Source organism: Pseudomonas sp. E1BtOHC1 (assembly GCF_058744285.1).
Genome location: NZ_CP196023.1, coordinates 2,522,469 through 2,544,243, shown reverse-complemented (window position 1 = coordinate 2,544,243; position 21,775 = coordinate 2,522,469). Strand labels below are relative to the sequence as shown.

19 protein-coding genes are annotated in these 21,775 nt (G+C 63.2%); 8 read left to right on the top strand and 11 right to left on the bottom strand.

The window, feature by feature from the left end; translation table 11 throughout:
* Positions 1–22: 22 nt before the first annotated feature.
* Positions 23–1,765 carry a ShlB/FhaC/HecB family hemolysin secretion/activation protein gene (locus ACSSVC_RS11680; protein WP_492612304.1) on the bottom strand — a complete coding sequence of 581 codons (1,743 nt, stop codon included), beginning with the start codon at positions 1,763–1,765 and terminating at the stop codon, positions 23–25.
* Between the two features lie 411 nt (positions 1,766–2,176).
* Entirely contained in the window at positions 2,177–3,517 is a 1,341-nt protein-coding gene (locus ACSSVC_RS11675) for a DEAD/DEAH box helicase (protein ID WP_346634816.1), read from the bottom strand.
* 193 nt (positions 3,518–3,710) lie between these two features.
* Between ACSSVC_RS11675 and ACSSVC_RS11670 the strand changes: the two genes are divergently transcribed.
* A complete protein-coding gene (locus ACSSVC_RS11670; protein WP_492612303.1) occupies positions 3,711–5,009 on the top strand; it encodes a mechanosensitive ion channel family protein in 1,299 nt (432 codons plus the stop codon).
* A gap of 159 nt (positions 5,010–5,168) precedes the next feature.
* On the opposite strand, the gene ACSSVC_RS11665 is transcribed toward ACSSVC_RS11670, so the two are convergent.
* From ACSSVC_RS11665 to ACSSVC_RS11655, 3 genes are all read right to left on the bottom strand, one after another.
* Positions 5,169–6,032 (bottom strand): carboxylate/amino acid/amine transporter, encoded by an 864-nt coding sequence (locus tag ACSSVC_RS11665; protein ID WP_346634818.1) that lies wholly within the window; start codon positions 6,030–6,032, stop codon positions 5,169–5,171.
* Positions 6,033–6,302: 270 nt separating this feature from the next.
* Positions 6,303–6,902, bottom strand: coding sequence for an FMN-dependent NADH-azoreductase (locus ACSSVC_RS11660; protein ID WP_346634819.1), 600 nt, complete (start codon positions 6,900–6,902; stop codon positions 6,303–6,305).
* 158 nt (positions 6,903–7,060) lie between these two features.
* Complete coding sequence (locus tag ACSSVC_RS11655; RefSeq protein ID WP_346634820.1) at positions 7,061–7,375, bottom strand: 3-phosphoglycerate kinase; 315 nt, start codon at positions 7,373–7,375, stop codon at positions 7,061–7,063.
* A 49-nt stretch (positions 7,376–7,424) separates the two neighbouring features.
* Here ACSSVC_RS11655 and ACSSVC_RS11650 point away from each other — a divergent pair, with 49 nt between their 5' ends.
* The 5 genes from ACSSVC_RS11650 to aqpZ all read left to right on the top strand — a co-directional run bounded on the left by ACSSVC_RS11650 (position 7,425) and on the right by aqpZ (position 12,572).
* Positions 7,425–8,348 (top strand): PA3225 family LysR-type transcriptional regulator, encoded by a 924-nt coding sequence (locus ACSSVC_RS11650; RefSeq protein ID WP_123726405.1) that lies wholly within the window; start codon positions 7,425–7,427, stop codon positions 8,346–8,348.
* A 30-nt stretch (positions 8,349–8,378) separates the two neighbouring features.
* A complete protein-coding gene (locus ACSSVC_RS11645; RefSeq protein WP_404938663.1) occupies positions 8,379–9,182 on the top strand; it encodes an alpha/beta fold hydrolase in 804 nt (267 codons plus the stop codon).
* A gap of 3 nt (positions 9,183–9,185) precedes the next feature.
* The gene (locus ACSSVC_RS11640; protein WP_123726407.1) at positions 9,186–9,749 is read left to right on the top strand and encodes a peptidylprolyl isomerase; all 564 of its coding nucleotides are present in this window, start codon (positions 9,186–9,188) and stop codon (positions 9,747–9,749) included.
* Between the two features lie 89 nt (positions 9,750–9,838).
* Complete coding sequence (locus ACSSVC_RS11635) at positions 9,839–11,671, top strand: ABC transporter ATP-binding protein (RefSeq protein WP_123726408.1); 1,833 nt, start codon at positions 9,839–9,841, stop codon at positions 11,669–11,671.
* 202 nt (positions 11,672–11,873) lie between these two features.
* Complete coding sequence (gene aqpZ, locus ACSSVC_RS11630) at positions 11,874–12,572, top strand: aquaporin Z (RefSeq protein WP_346634822.1); 699 nt, start codon at positions 11,874–11,876, stop codon at positions 12,570–12,572.
* Positions 12,573–12,588: 16 nt separating this feature from the next.
* Here aqpZ and ACSSVC_RS11625 read toward each other — a convergent pair whose 3' ends face one another.
* On the bottom strand, positions 12,589–13,713 hold the full coding sequence (locus ACSSVC_RS11625) for a GNAT family N-acetyltransferase (protein ID WP_346634823.1): 1,125 nt from the start codon (positions 13,711–13,713) through the stop codon (positions 12,589–12,591).
* An 86-nt stretch (positions 13,714–13,799) separates the two neighbouring features.
* A complete protein-coding gene (locus ACSSVC_RS11620; RefSeq protein ID WP_446438904.1) occupies positions 13,800–14,705 on the bottom strand; it encodes a LysR family transcriptional regulator in 906 nt (301 codons plus the stop codon).
* An 83-nt stretch (positions 14,706–14,788) separates the two neighbouring features.
* On the opposite strand from ACSSVC_RS11620, the gene ACSSVC_RS11615 reads away from it, so the two are divergent.
* Positions 14,789–16,156, top strand: a complete 1,368-nt coding sequence (locus ACSSVC_RS11615) for an MFS transporter (protein ID WP_492612302.1) — start codon at positions 14,789–14,791, stop codon at positions 16,154–16,156.
* Positions 16,137–16,538, top strand: a complete 402-nt coding sequence (locus ACSSVC_RS11610; protein WP_404938655.1) for a DUF4440 domain-containing protein — start codon at positions 16,137–16,139, stop codon at positions 16,536–16,538. Before ACSSVC_RS11615 ends, ACSSVC_RS11610 begins: the two co-directional genes overlap by 20 nt.
* Before the next feature lie 51 nt (positions 16,539–16,589).
* Here ACSSVC_RS11610 and argS read toward each other — a convergent pair whose 3' ends face one another.
* The 4 genes from argS to ACSSVC_RS11590 are packed head-to-tail and all read right to left on the bottom strand — an operon-like array spanning position 16,590 to position 21,742.
* Complete coding sequence (gene argS, locus ACSSVC_RS11605) at positions 16,590–18,302, bottom strand: arginine--tRNA ligase (RefSeq protein WP_492612301.1); 1,713 nt, start codon at positions 18,300–18,302, stop codon at positions 16,590–16,592.
* Positions 18,303–18,356: 54 nt separating this feature from the next.
* Positions 18,357–19,559: an MDR family MFS transporter gene (locus ACSSVC_RS11600; protein ID WP_404938651.1), complete on the bottom strand. Its 1,203-nt coding sequence runs from the start codon at positions 19,557–19,559 to the stop codon at positions 18,357–18,359.
* 51 nt (positions 19,560–19,610) lie between these two features.
* Positions 19,611–20,924 (bottom strand): hypothetical protein, encoded by a 1,314-nt coding sequence (locus ACSSVC_RS11595; protein WP_404938649.1) that lies wholly within the window; start codon positions 20,922–20,924, stop codon positions 19,611–19,613.
* Positions 20,925–20,974: 50 nt separating this feature from the next.
* Positions 20,975–21,742: an SDR family NAD(P)-dependent oxidoreductase gene (locus ACSSVC_RS11590; protein WP_346634830.1), complete on the bottom strand. Its 768-nt coding sequence runs from the start codon at positions 21,740–21,742 to the stop codon at positions 20,975–20,977.
* Between the last annotated feature and the right edge of the window lie 33 nt (positions 21,743–21,775).

Below are 21,775 nucleotides of genomic sequence, written 5' to 3'. Positions count from 1 at the left end.
GTATCTCGGGTAATGAGCGCAATTAAAGGAACAGGTCCAGACGGAAATAGATCGGTGCTTCGCGTTCACTCAGGGCTTCGGGCCGTTCGAGGGAATGGGCAAAGGTCACGCTGGCGGCGAGGTTCTTGCCCCGGGCAAAGAACTCGATGGAGTCGCTGGAGACCCGGCCATGCTGCTCAGCGTTGTAGCGGTCGTTGCGGATCGCGCCGAGGTCATAGCCCAGCCCCGTGCCGTACTCGGCGAATACCGGGCGCAGCCAGTCCCAGCCCACCGGGCGACTCCAGCGCAGGTCGTTGCGCCAGTAGTAGCCGCTGTCGCCATTGAGGCTCTGGTCCTTGTAGCCACGGATCGAGGACTGGCTGCCCAGGCTCATGCGTTGCGAGCTGAACAGCACATCCTCGCTGCGCTGGCCGGTGACCAGGCTGCTGAACACCAGGGACTCTTCCCACAGCTTGAACGGCTGCAGGTAGCTGGCGGTGGCGGTGTACTTGCGGTAGCGGGCGTTGGCCTGGCGATTGCCGTATTTGTCGCGCTGGTTTTCGCGCTGGGCATCGAAGGCGCCAATACCGTCCTGCAGCCCCAGGTCGAGGTTGAGGAAGGCACTGCCGATGCGCCGGCCGTGGTTGATGCCGAACTGCGCTTCGCTGAGGCGGTTGCTGCTGTTACTCAGCTTGCTGTCTTCGATGTAGTTGTTGGTGCGCAGGTAGCTCAGGCCGCTGTTCAGCGAGGTCTTGCTCACGGCGTCGCGATGAATCACCCGCTCCACCCGCAGTTGATGGTTCTGGCTGTCGCCGGTCTGCTTGAAGTTGAAGCCAACGGCCTGGGCCAGGGAGCGGTATTCACTCTGGCTGTAGCTGTAGCTGAGGTTCCACCAGCCAAACGGCAGGTTGTAGTAGAGCATGGCGTTGCGCGAGGTTTTCTGGTGGTCGCTGACGGCGTCGTGGCCGCCGCGCAGCACCAGTTGGTCGGCCAATCCCAGGGGGCTGTCCCATTCCAAAGAGCTGCCCCACTGCTGCTCGCCGGTGCTCTTCTGGCCCTCGTTGCTGCGCGACAGGCCGACGCGCCAGGGCTTTTGCGCATTGTTCTTGACCAGCACCTGACTGCCGCCCACGGCCTGCCCCGGGGCCAGTTCCATCTGCGCCTGGTTCGACGGCAGGCGGTTGAGCTGGTCGACCATCTGCTCGATCTGCCGCAGGTTGAGCAGCTCACCGCTGCTGCCGGGAAAGGCCATGTTCAACTCGCGGGCGCTGAGCTTGCTGTCTTCCGCGGCCTTGAGCCCTTCGAGCTTGCCCTCCACCACCAGCACTTGCAGGTGGCCGCTGGACAAGTCCTGTTGCGGCAGGTAGGCACGGCTGGTGACCAGGCCCTTTTCGATATAGCGGTTGGTGATGACCTTGAGCAGCTCGTTGAGCTGGGCCACCCCCAGGCACTGGCCGATGTAGGGCTTGAGCAGGCTCTCGCGTTCGCTGGCGGACAGCGAATCGGCGCCTTTGAGCTGGATGTCCTGAATCGGGAAGCAGCGGCTATCGCTGGGCGCGCTGGGCGCCACAGGCGCGGTGCTCTTGCCGGGCAGGTCCTTGAGTTCTTCGAGACGCCGCAGCTGTTCTTCCAGCAGGCGATTCTGCCGATCGCGGATCAGGTCCTGGTCGCCGGGGTTGAAGGTCGGTGCGGGCAAGGGAGAGGCAACAGCCATGTGCACGGTGCCGACTAGCAGCAGGCAAGACAAGGCACAGCACAACCTCATCCCGAGGGTGGGGATAGACATATTCGGTCCTTCGAAAGGGCAGCAAGGGTCAAGACAGGGCGGGCGATGTTAATGTGCCACCATGTTGGCGTCAAATAAGCGCTGAACGCCCCGACAAACTGCGTACACCCCCGGAATCCGGGCCTTGCAGTGGGTGCCGATACTGGATTAACCCCAATAACCGACACATCAGACACTTCTGAATCTTCAGGAAAGGTTTCTTGGTAGCGGACTGTTGATCCGCCAGAAGCGTCTCTTCGAACTTGGACTACTTAGCCAAAACTCAGGGCATGACCCAGATTGCCCGGGATGCCGGAATGGGCCGGGAAACCCAAGGCCAGTTGAGCCATCGAGGCCCGGAGTAGCTCTGAAAGCCAGCCCAAAAAAAACCCGGACCAGGTCCGGGTTTTTCGTTTACCGCTGGCGGCAGGCTTATTCGGCTGCCGGCGCCTGTGGCTTGCGGCGCTTGAGCGGCGCCAGACCGTCCTGGCTGACCAGGCTGTCGCTTTTCGGCCGATTGGCGGTCTTGCGCTTGGTCGGCGACTTGGCCACGGACTTTTTCTTGTCGCCCTTGGCGTCGGTCTTTTTCTTCTTCACCCCAACGGCCTTGCCGGACGCCTTGACCTTTTTCGGGCCGCTGTAGGTGCCTTTGACTTCCTTGATGGTGCGGCGCTCGAAGCTCTGCTTGAGGTAGCGCTCGATGCTCGACATCAGGTTCCAATCGCCGTGGCAGATCAGCGAGATGGCCAGGCCATCGTTGCCGGCGCGGCCGGTACGGCCGATGCGGTGCACGTATTCGTCGCCGCTGCGCGGCATGTCGAAGTTGATCACCAGATCCAGGCCATCAACGTCCAGGCCACGGGCGGCGACGTCGGTGGCCACCAGAATCTTGACCCCGCCCTGCTTCAGGCGGTCGATGGCCAGCTTGCGGTCCTTCTGGTCCTTCTCGCCGTGCAGGACGAAAGCCTTGTAATCCTGGGCCACCAGGCGGCCGTAGATGCGGTCGGCCATGGCCCGGGTGTTGGTGAAGACGATGGCCTTCTGATAGGTCTCGTTGGCCAGCAGCCAGTTGACGATCTGTTCTTTGTGCTGGTTGTGGTCGGCGGTGATGATCTGCTGACGGGTGGTTTCGTTCAGCTGGCTGACGCTGTTGAGTTGCAGGTGCTCAGGGTTGTTGAGGACCTTGGCAACCATTTCCCGCAGGCCGGAGCCGCCGGTGGTGGCGGAGAACAGCATGGTCTGCTGGCGGTTCGGGCATTCGTCCACCAGGCGCTGCACGTCTTCGGCAAAGCCCATGTCGAGCATGCGGTCGGCTTCGTCGAGCACCAGAACTTCGACTTCTTTGAGGTCGAGGTTGCCGGCATTGAGTTGTTCCAGCATGCGCCCCGGGGTGCCGATGAGGATGTCCGGCACTTTGCGCAGCATGGCAGCCTGGACCTTGAAGTCTTCACCGCCGGTGATCAGGCCGGACTTGATGAAGGTGAACTGGGAGAAACGCTCGACTTCCTTGAGGGTCTGCTGGGCCAGTTCCCGGGTCGGCAACAGGATCAGGGTCTTGATGCTGACGCGGATCTTCGCCGGGCCGATCAGGCGATGGAGGATCGGCAGGACGAAGGCGGCAGTCTTGCCGCTGCCGGTCTGTGCCGTCACCCGCAGGTCACGCCCTTGCAGCGCGAGCGGAATAGCCGCTGCTTGCACCGGCGTCGGCTCGACAAATTTAAGCTCGGCCACGGCTTTGAGCAGGCGTTCGTGCAGGGCGAATTGGGAAAACACGGGTGCTACCTCGAAGATATGCAAAAAAACAGCTGCATAGGGTAACGGTTTCGAGCGCGAAGGCCGAGTTTCTTTGTGCAAACGGTCGCAAAGAGTTGGTTTTTTGTTAACCGATTTGTCCTTAACCGTAACTTTGCCAGGGTTAAATGCTCTAATCCCCCCCTTGTTCCATATAGAAGAATCGTTTTAGCCCATGGATTTCAAACAGCTCTGGCTCGATACCCAGGATCTCTGGGGAGCCCTCGATCAACACCCTCTCCTGCACGCCGGCATCGGCCTGGCCCTGTTACTGGTGGTCGCCCTGGTACTCGGACGAGTGGCCCGCTACCTGGTCCTGCACGCCGTCAGGCTGCTGGGGCGCCAGCCGGCCTTGCACTGGCTCAATGACCTGCGCCACAACAAGGTATTCCACCGCCTGGCGCAGATGACCCCGTCCCTGGTGATCCAGTTCGGCCTGCACCTGGTGCCGGAGCTGAGCAAGACCAGCCTGCTGTTCCTCGGCAACCTGGCCATGGCCTTCACCATCCTGTTCCAGCTCCTGGCCCTGAGCGCCCTGCTCAACGCCCTGCTGGACATCTACGCCCGCACCGAACACGCCCGCACCCGCTCGATCAAGGGCTATGTGCAACTGGCGAAGATGGTGCTGTACGTGTTTGGCGCGATCATCATTGTCGCCACCCTGATCGACCGCTCGCCGCTGTTGCTGCTGTCCGGTCTGGGCGCGATGTCGGCGGTGATCCTGTTGGTCTACAAGGACACCCTGCTGTCCTTCGTCGCCAGCGTGCAGTTGACCAGCAACGACATGCTGCGGGTCGGCGACTGGATCGAGATGCCCCAGGTGGGCGCCGACGGCGACGTGGTGGACATCACCCTGCACACGGTCAAGGTGCAGAACTTCGACAAGACCATCGTTTCCATCCCGACCTGGCGCTTGATGAGCGAGTCGTTCAAGAACTGGCGCGGCATGCAGCAATCCGGCGGCCGGCGGATCAAGCGCAGCCTGTACATCGATGCCAGCGGCGTGCGCTTTCTGCATGACGACGAAGAGCAGCGGCTGAGCAAGGTGCGCCTGCTCACCGACTACATCGGGCGCAAGCAGGCCGAGCTCAAGAGTTGGAACGAAGCCCAGGGCAACGTCGCCGCACTGTCGGCCAACCGTCGGCGCATGACCAATATCGGCACCTTTCGCGCCTACGCCCTGGCGTACCTGAAGAGCCATCCCGAGATCCAGCCGAACATGACCTGCATGGTGCGTCAGATGCAGACCACGGCCCAGGGCATTCCGCTGGAGATCTACTGCTTCACCCGCACCACGGCCTGGGTGGATTACGAGCGCATCCAGGGGGACATCTTCGATTACCTGCTGGCGGTGATGCCGGAATTTGGCCTGAGCCTGTACCAGCAACCCAGCGGCACCGACCTGCGGGCCGGGTTGTTGCCGGCGGTACTGGGGGCCAGCCACGTGCCGCAGATCGAAAAACAGGCGCTGTAACCTCGTAGGAGCTGGCTTGCCAGCGAAGGCGTCGGCCCGTCAGGTGCAAGGCTTGCGGACCCTTTCGCCGGCAAGCCGGCTCCTACAGATCAGCGAAGGCGTCGGCCGCTCAGGCGCAGGACTTGCGGGCCTCTTCGCCGGCAAGCCGGCTCCTACGGGTCAGGTTGTCAGGCGGGACGGGACGCCGCGGCGGCTGATCCATACCGCGGCGAGGATCACCAGCCCACCCAGCATCAGCCGACCCAGGTCTTCATGCTGGTTCCAGATCAGCAGGTTGATCAGTAGGCCTATCGGCACATGCAGGTTGTTCATCACCGCCAGGGTGGCACCGGTCACCAGGCACGCGCCCTTGTTCCACCAGTACATCCCCAGTGCCGTGGACACCAGCCCGAGAAACAGCAGCACGGCCCATTGCAGCGGTGCATCTGGAAGGAAGTGGGCCTTGCCGAATAGCAGGAACGCCGGCAGCACCACCAGCAACGCCCCCAGGTAGAAGTAGCCGAAACGCCGGTAATGCGGCAGGTCGCTGGGGTAGCGCGCCACCAGGTGCTTGTACAGCACTTGTCCGGCGGCATAGGTGAAGTTGGCCAGTTGCAGCAACAAGAAGCCGATGAAGAAGTCCGGGTTGACGCTGTCGTAGCGAATCACCACCGCGCCCGCCACCGCCACCAGCGCCGCCAGCAGCCCCCAGGGATTGAAGCGTCGGTTCAGGGCGTCTTCGATCAGGGTCACGTGCAAAGGCGTGAGGATGGTGAACAACAGCACCTCCGGCACCGTCAGCACCCGAAAGCTCAGGTACAGGCACACGTAGGTGATGCCGAACTGCAGGGCACCGATCAGCAGCATGCCGCGCATGAAGGCCGGTTCCACCCGGCGCCAGCGAGTCAGCGGGAGAAATACCAGTCCCGCCAGCAGCACCCGCACCAGCACCGCGAAGTAACTGTCGACATGACCGGCCAGGTATTCGCCGATCAGGCTGAAGGAAAACGCCTGGATCAGGGTGACAAAAAGTAGATAGCCCATGTTCGCCTCATCTTGAATGGCGGCGACGATAGCGGTTTTGCCGGTACAGATGAAATCCCGGGCAAAAAAAAGCCCGATCTCGCTAGGCGTGCAATCGGGCGTCGGCACTGAAGGAGCAACCAGTGCAAAGGGAGGTTCGATGCGCGAACCGGCTTGAAGGGGATCCGCAGGCGCTACTTGAACACCGGGGGATTATCTGCGGATTAACGCCGCTGATTACCGCGTCGCGAGCCTGCGCCAGAGCGACGGCATCAATTCGCCAGCGGCGATTCAGGCCACCTGGGCCAGCTTGGCGTTGGCCTGGTTCAGGCCCTTCTCATGGAAGTCGCCGCCCAGGTTCAAGCCTTCGGCGTGGATGAACTCGACGTCGTGGATGCCGATAAAGCCCATGACCTGACGCAGGTAGGGTTCCTGGTGGTCCGCGCTGCTGCCGGCGTAGATACCGCCCCGAGCAGTGAGCACATAGGCACGCTTGCCAGTCAGCAGGCCTTGTGGCCCGGTGTCGGTGTACTTGAAGGTCACCCCGGCGCGCAACACATGGTCGAGCCAGGCCTTCAGGGTGCTGGGAATGGCAAAGTTGTACATCGGCGCGGCCATCACCAACACGTCGGCGGCCAGCAGTTCCTCGGTCAGCTCATTGGAGCGCTGCAGGGAATCCTGCTCGGCGGCGCTGCGCTGCTCGGCAGGTTTCATCCAGCCACCCAGCAGATTGGCGTCCAGGTGCGGCACCGGGTTGCGGGCCAGGTCACGGACGCTGATCGAGTCGCCAGGGTGGGCGGCCTGCCATTGCTGGATAAAGGTCTGGGTCAGTTGCCGGGATACGGAATCCTGCTGGCGAGCGCTGCTTTCAATGATCAGGACGCGGGACATGGCTGAAGCCTCCATCGGGGTATGCGTAAGTCGATGGAGCGCAGATTAAACAGAGTGATATCGATGAAAAAGCGCAAATAACTGCTATAACCAATCAACAAATTCGTTTATAAGCGGAGCCAGCCCCAGCGCAGTATGCCGGGCCGGCCCAGGGTCTATCACTTGGCCTGACAGTTCAGGTCCAGGCGCAGCTTGATGATCTTGCGATTGAACTTGGCGGTGACGTTCTTGCTCTTGCCGGCCGCCACTTCCACCTTGCGGGTGCGGGGCGCCTCGGGGCCATTGCGAAACACCACCGAACACACGGCGTCGTTCTTGCCGTAGTTGTTCAACTGGATGGAGCCGATGTCTTCATCGGTATCGAAGGTGGTGTAGTCGATGCTCTGGCCGTTCAACTGCTTCTCGACATCGATGGGATAGGCCCAGGCGCTCAGGGGCAGTAGAGCCAGCAACACACAACAGAATTTTCTCATTCGGCAGTCTCCAATAAGGAGCGCCAGCTTAGGACAAGAGGAGTCCCTCATGAAAGCGCCCCGCGTGACCCTGGATCAATGGCGAACCCTGCAGGCGGTGGTCGATCACGGTGGCTTCGCCCAGGCCGCCGAAGCCCTGCACCGTTCGCAATCCTCGGTCAGCTACACCGTGGCGCGCATGCAAGACCAGCTCGGCGTGCCGCTGCTGCGCATCGATGGCCGCAAGGCGGTACTCACCGAAGCCGGCGGCGTGTTGCTGCGCCGCTCCCGGCAGTTGGTCAAGCAGGCCAGCCAGCTGGAAGACCTGGCCCACCATATGGAACAAGGCTGGGAGGCCGAAGTACGGCTGGTGGTGGACGCCGCCTACCCCAATGCGCGCCTGGTCCGCGCCCTGACCGCCTTCATGCCGCAAAGCCGTGGCTGCCGCGTGCGCTTGCGCGAAGAAGTGCTGTCCGGGGTCGAGGAAGTGCTGCTCGAGGGGGTCGCCGACCTGGCCATCAGCGGCTTCAACATTCCCGGTTACCTGGGCACCGAGATGAGTTCAGTGGAGTTCGTCGCCGTGGCCCACCCGGAACACGCCCTGCACCGCCTGCAACGTGAACTGCATTTCCAGGACCTGGAAAGCCAACTGCAAGTGGTGATCCGCGACTCCGGCCGCCAGCAACCGCGGGACGTGGGCTGGCTCGGCGCCGAACAACGCTGGACCGTGGGCAGCCTGGCCACCGCCTCGACCTTCGTCAGCAGCGGCCTGGGTTTTGCCTGGCTGCCCCGGCACCTGATCGAACGGGAGCTGCGCGAAGGCCTGCTCAAGGTCCTGCCCCTGGACCAGGGCGGCAGCCGCCATCCGACCTTCTTCCTCTATTCCAACAAGGACAAACCCCTGGGCCCGGCGACGCAGATCCTCGTGGAACTGCTGCGCACCTTCGACACCGCGCCCCTGGATGCGCCCTTTGCCGCACCCGAGCAAGCCTGACGTCCCACTCATCAGAACAGGAGTTCTGCCATGGCGTATTTCGAGCATGAAGGTTGCACCCTGCACTACGAGGAATACGGCCGGGGCGACCCCCTGCTGCTGGTTCACGGCCTGGGCTCCAGCGCCCTGGACTGGGAAAAACAGATCCCCGAACTCTCGGCCCGCTACCGGCTGATCATCCCGGACATTCGCGGTCACGGACGTTCCGACAAACCCCGGGAGCGTTACAGCATCCCGGGCTTTACCGCCGACATCGTGGCGCTGATCGAGCACCTGAACCTGGGCCCCGCGCACTACGTCGGGCTGTCCATGGGCGGCATGATCGGCTTCCAGCTGGCGGTGGATCAGCCGCAACTGCTCAAGAGCCTGTGCATCGTCAACAGCGCCCCCGAGGTCAAGCTACGCAGCGCCAATGACTACTGGCAGTGGTTCAAGCGCTGGAGCCTGGCCCGAGTGCTGAGCCCGGGCGCCATCGGCAAGGCCCTGGGGCCGCGCCTGTTTCCCAAGCCGGAGCAGGGCGAGCTGCGGCAAAAGATGGCCGAGCGCTGGGCAAAAAACGACAAACGTGCTTATCTCGCCAGCTTCGACGCCATCGTCGGCTGGGGAGTGCAGGAACGTCTGGGCCGGATCACCTGTCCAACCCTGGTCGTCAGCGCCGACCGCGACTACACCCCGGTGGCGGTCAAAGAGGCTTATGTCAAACTGCTGCCGGATGCACGGCTGGTGGTGATCGAGGACTCCCGACACGCCACGCCGCTGGACCAGCCGCAGCGCTTCAACCACACCCTGCTGGACTTCATAACCACAGTCGACACCACCACCCAGGATCACTGAACCATGCTGAAAAAAATCGCCCTCGTCGCCGGCTCCGTGCTGTTCGCTGCCAACCTGATGGCCGCCCAACCGGCCAAGGCGCCTCACGTCCTGCTGGATACCAGCTTCGGCAAGATCGAAGTCGAACTGGACCCGGTCAAGGCACCGATCTCCAGCAAGAACTTCCTCGACTACGTCGACAGCGGTTTCTACACCAACACCATCTTCCACCGGGTGATCCCGGGGTTCATGGTCCAGGGCGGTGGCTTCACCGCACAGATGGTGCAGAAAGACACCCGCGACCCGATCAGGAACGAAGCCTCCAACGGCCTGCATAACGTACGCGGCACCCTGTCCATGGCCCGCACCTCGAACCCCAACTCGGCCACCAGCCAGTTCTTCATCAACGTCGCCGACAACGCCTTCCTCGACCCGGGCCGCGACGCCGGCTACGCCGTATTCGCCAAGGTGGTGAGCGGCATGGACGTGGTGGACCAGATCGTCAACTCCCAGACCACCACCAAGCAAGGCATGCAGAACGTGCCGATCGACCCGGTGCTGATCAAGTCGGCCAAGCGTATCGACTGAACCCAGCAGCCTGTCCCGACGGCGGCGCCCTACCCGGCGCCCCGTCCGCTTTCAGAACAGGAGAGCCCGCATAACGGGCTTCAGACCCCATGCTCTATCGTCGTTTTGAACAACTGATCGATATCTTTCGCGACGCTCCCAGCGCCACCCCACCCAATCGGGTCCTGCCCTTCTACTTCCACTACATCAAGCAAGTCTGGCCCAGCTTCGTCGCCCTGCTGGTGGTGGGCCTGTTCGTGGCCCTGATCGAGGTGTCGCTGTTCAGCTACCTGAGCACCATCATCGACCTGGCCCAGGGCACGCCCAGCGTCCAGGTGTTCACCGACCACGGCCTGGAACTGGCCTGGATGGCGGTGGTGGCCTTGCTGTTCCGGCCGCTGATGGTCGGCCTGCACGACCTGCTGATGCACCAGACTATCAACCCCGGCATGACCAGCCTGATCCGCTGGCAGAACCACAGCTACGTGCTGCGCCAGAGCCTGAACTTCTTCCAGAACGACTTCGCCGGGCGCATCGCCCAGCGCATCATGCAGACCGGCTATTCGCTGCAGGACTCCTCGGTGCAGGTGATCGACGCCCTGTGGCACGTGACCATCTATGCCATCGGTTCTTTGGTGCTGTTCGCTGACGCCGACTGGCGCCTGATGATCCCCCTGCTGCTGTGGATCGCCGGTTTCATCGGCGCCATGCGCTACTTCGTGCCACGCATCCAGAAGCGCTCGGTGGACGCCTCCGACGCCCGCTCCAAACTCATGGGGCGGATCGTCGACGGCTACACCAACATCACCACCCTCAAGCTCTTTGCCCACACCCATTTCGAGCAGAGCTACGCCCGCGAAGCCATCGCCGAGCAAACCGAGAAAAGCCAGCTGGCGGGTCGTGTGGTCACCGCCATGGACGTGACCATCACCAGCCTCAACGGCCTGCTGATCGTCGGCACCACGGGCCTGGCCCTGTGGCTGTGGAGCCAATCACTGATCAGCGCCGGGGCCATTGCCCTGGCCACCGGCCTGGTGATCCGTATCGTCAACATGTCCGGCTGGATCATGTGGGTGATCAACGGCATCTTCGAGAACATCGGCATGGTCGAGGACGGCCTCAAGACCATCGCCCAACCGCTGCAACTCACCGACCGCGAGCAGGCGCCGAAGCTGGCGGTGGCCAAGGGCGGCGTGCGCTTCGAGCATGTGGAGTTCCATTACGGCAAGGCCAACAAGGTCATCAGCGACCTCAACCTGGACATTCGTCCCGGGGAGAAGATCGGCCTGATCGGCCCGTCCGGGGCCGGCAAATCAACCCTGGTCAACCTGCTGCTGCGCCTCTACGACCTGCAGGGCGGACAGATCCTCATCGACGGCCAGAACATCGCCGAGGTGACCCAGGAAAGCCTGCGCGAGCGCATCGGCATGATCACTCAGGACACCTCGCTGCTGCACCGTTCGATCCGTGACAACCTGCTCTACGGCCGCCCCGATGCCACCGACGAGGAACTCTGGGAAGCGGTGCGCAAGGCTCGCGCCGACGAGTTCATCCCGCAGCTTTCCGACGCCCAGGGCCGCACCGGCTTCGATGCCCACGTCGGCGAGCGCGGGGTCAAGCTGTCCGGCGGCCAGCGCCAGCGCATCGCCATTGCCCGGGTGCTGCTCAAGGACGCGCCGATCCTGATCATGGACGAAGCCACCTCGGCCCTGGACTCGGAAGTGGAGGCGGCGATCCAGGAAAGCCTGGAAACCCTGATGCAGGGCAAGACCGTAATCGCCATCGCTCACCGCCTCTCCACCATCGCCCGCATGGACCGCCTGATCGTCCTGGAACAGGGGCGCATTGCCGAGGCCGGCACCCACGCCGAACTGCTGGCCCATGGCGGTTTGTACGCGCGCCTGTGGCAGCACCAGACCGGAGGTTTTGTCGGTATCGACTGATAGCGCAAAAACCTTCGTCCCACGCCCACCAATAAACGCCAGGGCCCTGTTTCCAGGGGCCCTGGCGTTTTTATAGACGGGCTGGAATTGCGCCAAAAGCCTGCTGTACTGAGCCTAGGTTCCGGGACAGAACCTGTAGTTAACCCGCGGGATGCATAACAGTTGTATCGCGTTGATAGGTTGACCTATCAAGGACTCACTCATGTCTTTGTTCAAACGTTCCATGACTGAATTGCTCGGGACCTTCTGGCTGGTTCTCGGCGGGTGCGGCAGCGCTGTGCTGGCGGCGGCGTTTCCCAATGTCGGCATCGGTCTGCTGGGGGTGGCCCTGGCATTCGGCCTGACGGTACTGACCATGGCGTTCGCCATCGGCCATATTTCCGGCTGCCACCTGAACCCCGCCGTGTCCGTGGGCCTGGTGGTGGGCGGACGCTTTCCGGCCAGGGAACTGCCGGCCTATGTCGTGGCGCAAGTGATCGGTGGAGTCATCGCCGCAGCGCTGCTGTATTTCATTGCCAGCGGCAAGCCCGGCTTCGAGCTGGCCTCGGGGCTGGCCTCCAACGGCTATGGCGAACACTCACCCGGCGGCTACTCGATGGCCGCGGGGTTTGTCTGTGAGCTGGTGATGACCGGAATGTTCGTGGTGATCATTCTGGGCGCCACCGACAAACGCGCCCCGGCGGGGCTGGCGCCCATCGCCATCGGCCTGGCCTTGACGCTGATCCACCTGATCTCGATCCCGGTGACCAACACCTCGGTCAACCCGGCCCGCAGCACCGGACCGGCGCTGATCGTCGGCGGCTGGGCCCTGCATCAGCTGTGGCTGTTCTGGCTGGCGCCGATCCTCGGCGCGGTGATCGGCGCCGTGCTCTACCGCTGGCTGGGCAAGGAAGACAGCTGAGCAAAGGCGGCGAGGATCACGCCTGCCGATAGGGCAAGGCGTCCCTCGCCTCCTCGGCATAAGCGCGAATCCCGGCCCGCTCCTGTTGCAGGAAATCCTTCACCGCGGCATTCAGCCCGGGGTGACGCAGGTAATGCCAGGAGCGGGTGATCACGGGCTCGAAGCCCCGAATCAGTTTGTGCTCGCCTTGGGCCCCGGCGTCGAAGCGCTGCAGCCCCTGGGCGATGGCGTACTCCATGCCCTGATAGAAACAGGTCTCGAAATGCAGGCGGTCAAACTCCGCCAGGCAGCCCCAATAGCGGCCGTAGAAGCTGTCGCCCCCCACTAGGCTGAACGCCATGGCCACCGGGCGGCCGCCCTGCTTGGCCAGGACCACGCGAATCGCCTCGGGCATGCGCTCGGCCAGCAGGCTGAAGAAGGCCCGGGTCAGGTACGGCGCCTGGCGCCGCACCGCATAGGTATTGGCGTAGCAGGCATAGACGAAATCCCACTGGGCTTCGTCCAGTTCATGGCCTTCGAACCACTGGAAATCAAAGCCCTGCCCCGCCACCTGTTCGCGCTCCTTGCGCATCTGCTTGCGCTTGCGCGAGCTCAAGGCGTCGAGAAAATCCTGAAAGTCCCGGTAGCCGCGATTCTGCCAATGGAACTGACAGCCCAGGCGCTGCAACCAGCCCGGTTGCTGTTCCAGGGCCTGATCGCTGAAGTTATCGGTGAAGTTGATATGGGCGCTGGAAAGCCCTTCGATCTCCAGGTAGCCGGGCAGGCTTTTCAGCAGCTCGAAGGCATCCGCCTGGGTCGCCGCCAGCACCCGGGCGCCGCTGACCGGGCTGAACGGCACCGCCGTCAGCAGCTTGGGGTAGTAGTCGATCCCGGCCCGCGCGCAGGCATCGGCCCAGCCGTGATCGAACACATATTCACCGTAGGAGTGCCATTTGCGATAACTGGGCAGGGCCGCCAGCAGCCGGCCGTCTTCCACATGCAGCAGGTGCTCGGCCTGCCAGCCGGAGCGCGGGCCCAGGCTGCCACTGTCTTCCAGGGCACTGAGAAAGGCGTGACGGACAAAGGGTTGCCCGTCCTTGAGCAGGCCATCCCATTGCACAGGATCGACGGCAGACAGACTGTTCAAGGATTGCAGCGGCATTGGGGTCCCCGGGATTCAGATCGGACAACCCGGCGAGTATCCCCCATCCCCGGACTCACCGAAACAGCCACGGCCCTGGCGCGAGCTCAACGCCCCAGATGCTCCGCAAGAAAATCGATGAACACCCGGGACTTGCGCGGCAAGTGGGCGCTGTTGGGAAACAGCACATGCACCGGCTGCGGCGCCAGGCTGTACTGCGCCAGCACCCGCACCAGGCGCCCATTGGCCAGGTCGTCGAGCACCAGCCATTCCGGCAGCACCGCCAGCCCCAGGCCGGCCAGGGCCAGGGCGCGAATCGCCGTTGCCGAATTGGACTCGTGCCCAGGGTTGACCCGCACCTCCACCTCGCCCCGACGCGGATGATTGAAGGTCCAGCTGGGCGGCCCCGCCAGATTGCTGTTGCCGATCCACGGCAAGCGGCTCAGATCCTCGGCCTGCAGCAGTTCCTGGCCATGGAGCAGGTCCGGGCTGGCCACCAGGGCGATGCCATAGTCCGCCAGCTTGCGGCCCTTGAACCCCGAGTCCGCCAGGTGGCCGAGGCGAATCACCAGATCGAGCTTTTCCGCCACCAAGTCATTCAACGACGAATTGAAGTGGTAACTCAGGCGCACTTCGGGGTAGCGCGCCGTGAACAACGGCAGGATCGGCAGCACGAAAGTCTCTGCGTACTCCGCCGTGGAGCTGATGCGCAATTTGCCCGAAACCCGGTTACGCCCATGCAGTACGTTGTCAAAGGCCGTATCGATATTGGCGACAATCCCTTTGAATTCGTCATACAGGTCCTGGCCGCTTTCCGTCAGGGCGATATGCCGTGTGGTGCGGATCAGCAAGGTACTGGCCAGGGCCTGCTCCAGCGCCTTGATATGCAGGCTCGCCATGGCCTTGCTGATGCCCAGATACTGCGCGGCGCGGGTGTAGGAGCCAAAGTCCACCACCGCGAGAAAGGTCTGCACCCGATGCAATTGGCCGTGAAAGGTCTCGCTCACTGTCAAATCCTATTAAACAATGCGTCAAGTATAGGCTTCTCGACAGTCTCAGCCCAGGCTCCCTATGCTGCGGGCAAAACGGAGGCGGCATGACCTACAGATACAAAGTGGCGGTGGTATTTCTTCTCGGATTCTTTATCGACTGCGTGAACATCTTCATGTCAGCGGTGGCCCTGCCGAGCATCGCCGCGCACTGGCAGGTATCCAGCGCCAGCGTGGCCTGGGTCGCCAACGCCTACATGCTCGGCCTGACCCTGGTGATTCCCATCAGCACCTGGCTGGCAGGACGCTTCGGCAGCCGGGAGATCCTCAGCGCCTCGATGCTGCTGTTCAGTGGCGCGGCCCTGCTCTGCGGGCTGGCCGACGACTTCAGGTGGCTGGTGTTCTGGCGACTGGTGCAGGGCATGGCCGGCGGCCTGCTGATTCCCCTGGGGCAGGCCTTGACCTTCAACCTGTTCCAGGGCCCGCAACGGGCACGCATCTCGACCCTGATCATGGCCGTGGCATTGCTGGCCCCGGCACTCTCGCCGACCCTGGGCGGCGCGATCGTCGACCACAGTTCCTGGCGCTGGGTGTTCTTCGCCAGCCTGCCGTTGTCATTGCTGGCGGCGCTGCTGTCCTGGCGCTGGGTCCGCAGCGAACGCACGGCGCATCCGGCCCCACCGGACCTGCGCGGCCTGCTGCTGGTGAGCGCCAGCCTGGGCAGCCTGCTGCTGGGCATGTCGCTGTACGGCAGCGGCTACCCGGCCTATCAGGCCCTGCTCTGCCTCGCGGCCGGCCTGCTGTTCGCCGCGCTGTACCGCAGGCACTGCCAGACTTGCCCACAGCCCATCGTCGATCTGCACCTGCTGAACAATCCCCGCCTCGGCCTGTCGGTGGGCATCTACCACGCAATTCCCGGGATCTTCACCGGCGTCAACCTGCTGAGCCTGTTCTTCCTGCAGGACAGCCTGCACCTGAGCGCGCAACACAGCGGCATGTTCATGTTGCTGTATGCCGCCGGCGCGCTGCTGGCGATGCTGGCCTGCGGGCGTTACTACCACCGCATCGGCGCCCCGCGACTGTTCGCCATCGCCCTGGTGCTGCACAGCGCCGGCATCGTCACGCTGTGCTGGGTCAATGCGACGTCCGACCTGCCGCTGATCATGCTGGCCTACCTGCTGATGGGCCTTGGCGGCGGCGCCGGCGCCAATACCGCCCAGACCACCGCCCTGCTGGACTTCAGCGGCAGCGACACGCACAAGGCCAGTGTGATCTGGAACATCAACCGGCAGATGGCCTTCAGCCTTGGCGCGGCCTTGCTGCTGATGCTCTACAACCTCCTGCTCAGGTACCTGGACGCTCTCGCGGCCTATCACCTGAGCCTGCTGCTGGCCGCCCTGGCCGGCCTGCTTCCCTTGCCGGCCCTCGGCAGACTCAACCCACAAAAGGCCTCCCATGCCCAACTCGATCATTAAACAGGCGCAGTACAGCGTGCACTGGATTCATCAACTGATTCACAGTGTCTTCACCGATCAACGGGGGGATGGCGCAGCCTGCATCGAACAACTGCTGCCGTTGTTCGCCGAAGATTTCCAGATGGTGACCACCAGCGGCGCGATAGTCGGCCGGGAACAGGTGGAGCAGCTGTTTCGCGGCGCCCTGGGCACCCGAACGGGGCTGGAAATCATCATCAGCGATCTGCACTGCCTGTGGCACGAAGGCCACAGCGCGGCGATCCGCTACAAGGAAACCCATTGCCTGAACCAGAGCCAGACCTCGCGCCTGTCACTGGCGATCATCCGGGTCCGGGACGATTCGGTGCAGTGGCTGTACCTGCACGAAACCGCCTGTCCCTGAGCCCTTTGCCCGAGGCGAGGCACCCGCCCCGCCTTGGCCACGCTCAGGGCATCACATGGTGTCGACCACCTCGATCCCCAACAGCCCCAGGCCCTCCTTCAGGGTGCGGGCGGTCAACTCACAGAGTTTCAGCCGCGAACCATCGACGCGCTCGTCAGCAATCACCGGGCAGGACTCGTAGAAACGCGAAAACACCGTGGCCAGCCCATACAGGTAGGCACAAAGCACATGGGGCAGGCTTTCACGCAGCACTTGCAACATCACATCCTCGAAACGCAGCAGCTCGATGGCCAGGCTGTGCTCATGGGGCTCGATGATCTGCAGGCCTTGTTCCTTGACGCTCCCGGCCCGGGTCAGCACGCGGTTGGCCCGAGTGTAGGCGTATTGCAGGTAAGGCGCGGTATTGCCCTCGAAGGACAGCATCGCGTCCCAGTCGAACACATAGTCGGTGTTGCGATGACGGGACAGGTCGGCGTACTTCAGCGCGCCGATGCCCACCACCCGGGCCACGTGCTGACGGGCCTGGGGGTCCAGCCCATTGTTCTTCGCGGCGATCAGCACCTCGGCCCGCTCCACCGCCTCGGTCAGCAACGCGTCGAGCTTGACCGACTCGCCGGACTTGGTCTTCAACGGCTTGCCATCGGCGCCCTTGATCGTGCCATGGCTGACATGCTCGAAATCTGCCTGGGGCGGCAGGAAGCCGGCCTTGCGCGCCACCAGGAACAACTGCTGGAAATGCAGGGACTGGCGCACATCCACCACATACAGGCAGCGGTCGAGCTTGAGCTGACGAATGCGAAAACGGATCGCCGCCAGGTCCGTGGTGGCATAGAGAAAGCCACCGCCCTGCTTCTGCACGATAAAGGCCGCCTCCTGGCCCTCCTTGTTGGCGTACTCCGCCAGCATGACCACCCTGGCGCCCTGGCTTTCGGTCAGCAGGCCCTTGTCCTGCAGGGCCTGGACCAGGGGCTGCAGGTCATCGTTGTAGAAACTCTCGCCACGGATGTCCGACTGTTTGAGCAACAGGCCCAGGCGCTGGAAGATATCCAGGGAGTGGGACAGCGACACCTCGACGAAGGTGTGCCACATGCGCAGCACCTCGGCATCTCCCTGTTGCAGCCGGACCACATAATCCCGGGCACGGCGGGCAAAATCCTCCGATTCGTCGAAGCGCAGCTTGGCCTGTTGGTAGAAGCGGTTCAGGTCCCGCAGTTCGTAGTCCTGCCGGCAGGTGTCGGTGGCCTCCTTCATATAAGCCAGGAGCATGCCGAACTGGGTGCCCCAGTCGCCGACATGACTCTGCAGGATCACGTCCTGGCCCATGAACAGATTGATCCGCGCCAGGGCGTCGCCAATGATGCTGCCGCGCAGGTGCCCGACGTGCATTTCCTTGGCCAGGTTGACCGAGGCGTACTCCACCATCACCCGCTTGGCCGGCTGCGGCTCGACTCCCAGGTTGCGGGTCAGCAGCGCATGCTCCAGGCGCTCGCGCAGGAAGTCCTTGTCGAGGGAAATATTGATGAAGCCCGGCCCGGCGATCTGCAGGTGCTCGGCGATGCCCCGCAGGTCCACCCGCTCCACCAGTTGCAGGGCCAGTTCGCGCGGCGCCAGGCCCAGCTTCTTGGCCGCGGCCATCACTCCACTCATCTGGAAATCGCCGAACTCGGGACGGCTGGCCAGCTGGATCACCGGCGGACTGTCAGTGGCGCCCAGGCCGTTGAGGGCGGCCGCGAAACGTTGGTCCAGAATGCGCATTACAGACATGTCGGATACACCTCATCCTTGAAGATTTCGAACCTCAGGCGGCAACCCTGCCCTTTACCTGACGGCGTAATTTTGTACCACCATGACCAGCCCGCACAACGCGGCCAGCCCTATGAACATCCATTGCCCCCCCACCAGATCGAGCATGCCGCCACCGTAGATCGGCGACAGGGCGATGCCCACCCGATAAAGGCTGGAGACCCCGAAATAGGTGCCGCGCAGGCTCTCCTGAGCCAGCCGGTCGACTTCGATGCTGAAGATCGGGAACACGATCAGCTCGCCCACGCTCAACAGCAGCGTGGCCAGCGCCAGCCCCCAGAACAGTGTCACCGGCGAGCCGGCGAACACCAGCTGCGAGGCTAGCATCAGGGCCATGCCCCAGAACAGCCGACAGCGAGTGGAATAGGCCTCCAACAAGCGCAACAGAGGAAACTGAGTAAAGACCACAATCAGCGAGTTGAGGGTGATCAGGATCACCAGCAGGGTCACTGGGTCCTGCACTTCGCTGCGCGCCAGGTACTGCGGCAGGGTCGAATCGAACGAGGCATAGACAAAGGCCGCCACGGTGTTGCACAGCATCAGCAGGGTAAATCGCCGATGCTTGAGCACCGCACCGAAGGCCACCAGGAAGTTGGGGGTCGGAGCGCTGGTATGCCGCTGCGCCCGGGCCTCCTTGTCCCGCAGCAGACGCCACAGCAGCAGGCCGAAAATCGTGTACACCAGGGCGCAGGCGGCGAACACCAGGGAGCGCACGCTGGACAGCAGCAACATGCCGATCAACGGCCCGATGGAGCCACCGACGTTCACCAGGAAATAGTTGGCATACAGCGCCAGTTCCCGGGACTGCAGATCCTCCACGTAATCGCCGATCAGCACTTTGCAGGTCGACTCCAGCAGCGAACAGCCCACGCTCACTCCGGCCACGGCCACGCCGAACCAGAACACCGAGCCGGCCTTGATGAACAGCAGGAACGACAGCGCGCTCAACAAGGCGCCCGCCAGAATCAAGCGCCGTCGCCCGAAGCGGTCCGACAGCCAGCCGGTGTAGATACTGCTCAGCGCGCCGCCCACCATGGCCACCGCCAGCAGGGTGCCGATCAGCGTCGCGCTCAGGTGATAGTCCTGGTACAGGAAAATCGCCAGGAACGGCCAGATCATGAAGAACGCGCCGCGGGTCAACAGGGTGCCGAACAGCACCACATGGACCTCCCTGGGCAGGGTTGCGTAGCGCGTCCAACTGAAGGTTCTTTCAACCATGGGCCGGCCCACGTCTCCCGCCCGGGGGAGCCTGCCCCCCCAGACCCTGGTTCATTGCGCTAAGGGGCACGACTCATGCTCCTGTATCTTGAGTTCCGCCAGCAGCAACCGGTGCTCCTGGTCGGTGATCGGCAGCGCCCAGCCCGGCATACCGCCGGACAGTACATTGACCGCCCTGGAGCGACCGTTGCAGCGAAAATACAGACCCGACATCTGCTGATTGATGTAGTACAGGCCAAACACCACGAACTGCTCCACCGGCCGGTTCCAGAAGGCCTGGGGCAAGCCATAGGAGCGCTGGCGGATAGTGGCCTGGGCAATCCATTCACCGTGTCTTGGACCGATGCTGGCGCGGATCAGTTCGTCAGTGGCTTCCTCACCGAGGATCACCCCCTTGCCACCGGTGGAGTTGCACGGTTTGAACACCAGCTCTTGGCGCCGCTGCAGCAGGCCCTCAAGGTTTTGCGCACTGACCCGCACCGTCAGCGGTATCCGGCGATCGATGGCGGCGCGCTGCTCTTCGTCCAGCACCGCCCGCAGCGCCGGCTCATGAAACAGCGAAAACCATGACTTGCAGCCGCTCACGTAGTTTTCAAAGGTGTTGAGCAGCAAGGCACCCGAGCCGCAGATACGCCGCACCAGATCGCCGCCATCGACGATTTCCTCCTCCAGGAACAGGCGATAGACCAGGGTTCGCGCGCCCTCTTCGGCGCTCAGCCACTGCGCCTGGTACTGATGCTCCTTGATCAGCACCACCTCCAGGTCCGGACAGGCCTGACGCACATGGCGCAACAACGGCTGGTAGGCCGAGGCGCCTCCCCAATGGTCATAGGCTTCAAGATCCAGGAGCACCACCCGGCTGCGCCGCTGCTCCTTGCACAAGCGCTGGATCAACCGCGCCAGATCGACATAAGGCGATTGCCCGTGTTCGAACCCACTGAGCTGCACCCCTCGCGACTCCAGAAAGCGCGAGCAGAATTCGTGCAACTGCGGGCCTTCGATGGCCGGGCCGATGTTCAGCTCGCACAGCTGGTACTGGCCGTCCTGGCTCAGCAGCACGTCCGCCCGGCCGATCAACCGTCCGCCCTTTTCCAGCAGCGACCAATCCACCAGGTCACGGACCTGGACCGGCACATTGAACAGTTCGAGGATGTCCTCGCGACTGTGCAGGGTCAGCAAATGGGCGAGTATCCGCGACTGCGCCGCCAGAATCAGACGCAAGTCAGCGGCCACCGCCTTGAAGGCCGCAGCGGGAAACAGCGCCAGGGGAAAGGGGGTCGCCTTGAACCCCTGAGGCTTGATCAACTGCGGATTGCGCTGGCCAAACACATCGAACAACGGGCGATTGAGCTCTTCAAAATTCATGGATCGCGCTTCCTGATGGGAATGAGGGACAAGCCCTCGGTGGGGGTGAATCAGAGGGTCGCTTCGCCGCCATCGATCACGATGTCGGCGCCGGTCACCCAGGCGGCTTCGTCACTGGCCAGAAACACCGCCGCGCCGGCGTGATCCTGGGGAGTGCCGGCCCGGCCCATGGGAATGTCCTTGCCCCGTTCGCGCCACAACTGCGGATCGTTCTGCCACTGGTTGCGGTTGCCCTGGGTGGCGGTCAGCCCGGGCGACAGGGTATTGACCCGAATGCCCTGGGCGGCGAACTCATAGGCCAGGCTCTTGGACAGCATCGACAGCCCTGCCTTGGACGACTGGTAGTGAGCCATCTGGCTGATGGCCTTGAAGGCGCTGATGGAAGACACGTTGATCACGCTGCCGGCGATCCGCCGTTCGAGCATATGGGCGATCACCGCCTGGGTCAGAAAGAACGGAAACCGCAGGTTGGCATTCATCACCTTGTGGTAGTCCTCGACACTGGTTTCGAGAAATCCCGTGCGCGTGGTGATGCCGACATTGTTGACCAGCACATGCAGCTCATCGAACACAGCGAGGACCTGCCCGGCCAGTTGCGACGCGGCACTGGCCTCCCCCGCATCCACCTGGAAGGCCTGGCACTTCACTCCCAACTCCTGCAGTTGACCCAGCACCTGGGCCGCGGCGGCTTCATCGCGCTGATAGGTGAACGCCACATTGGCCCCTTCTCGCGCCATGGCCAGGGCAATGGCCTGGCCAATGCCATGACTGGCGCCGGTGATCAGCACGTTCTTGCCGGACAATCGTTGTTCTGCCATGTATTCATCCTTGTCGTGCCTGGACTCCAGGCA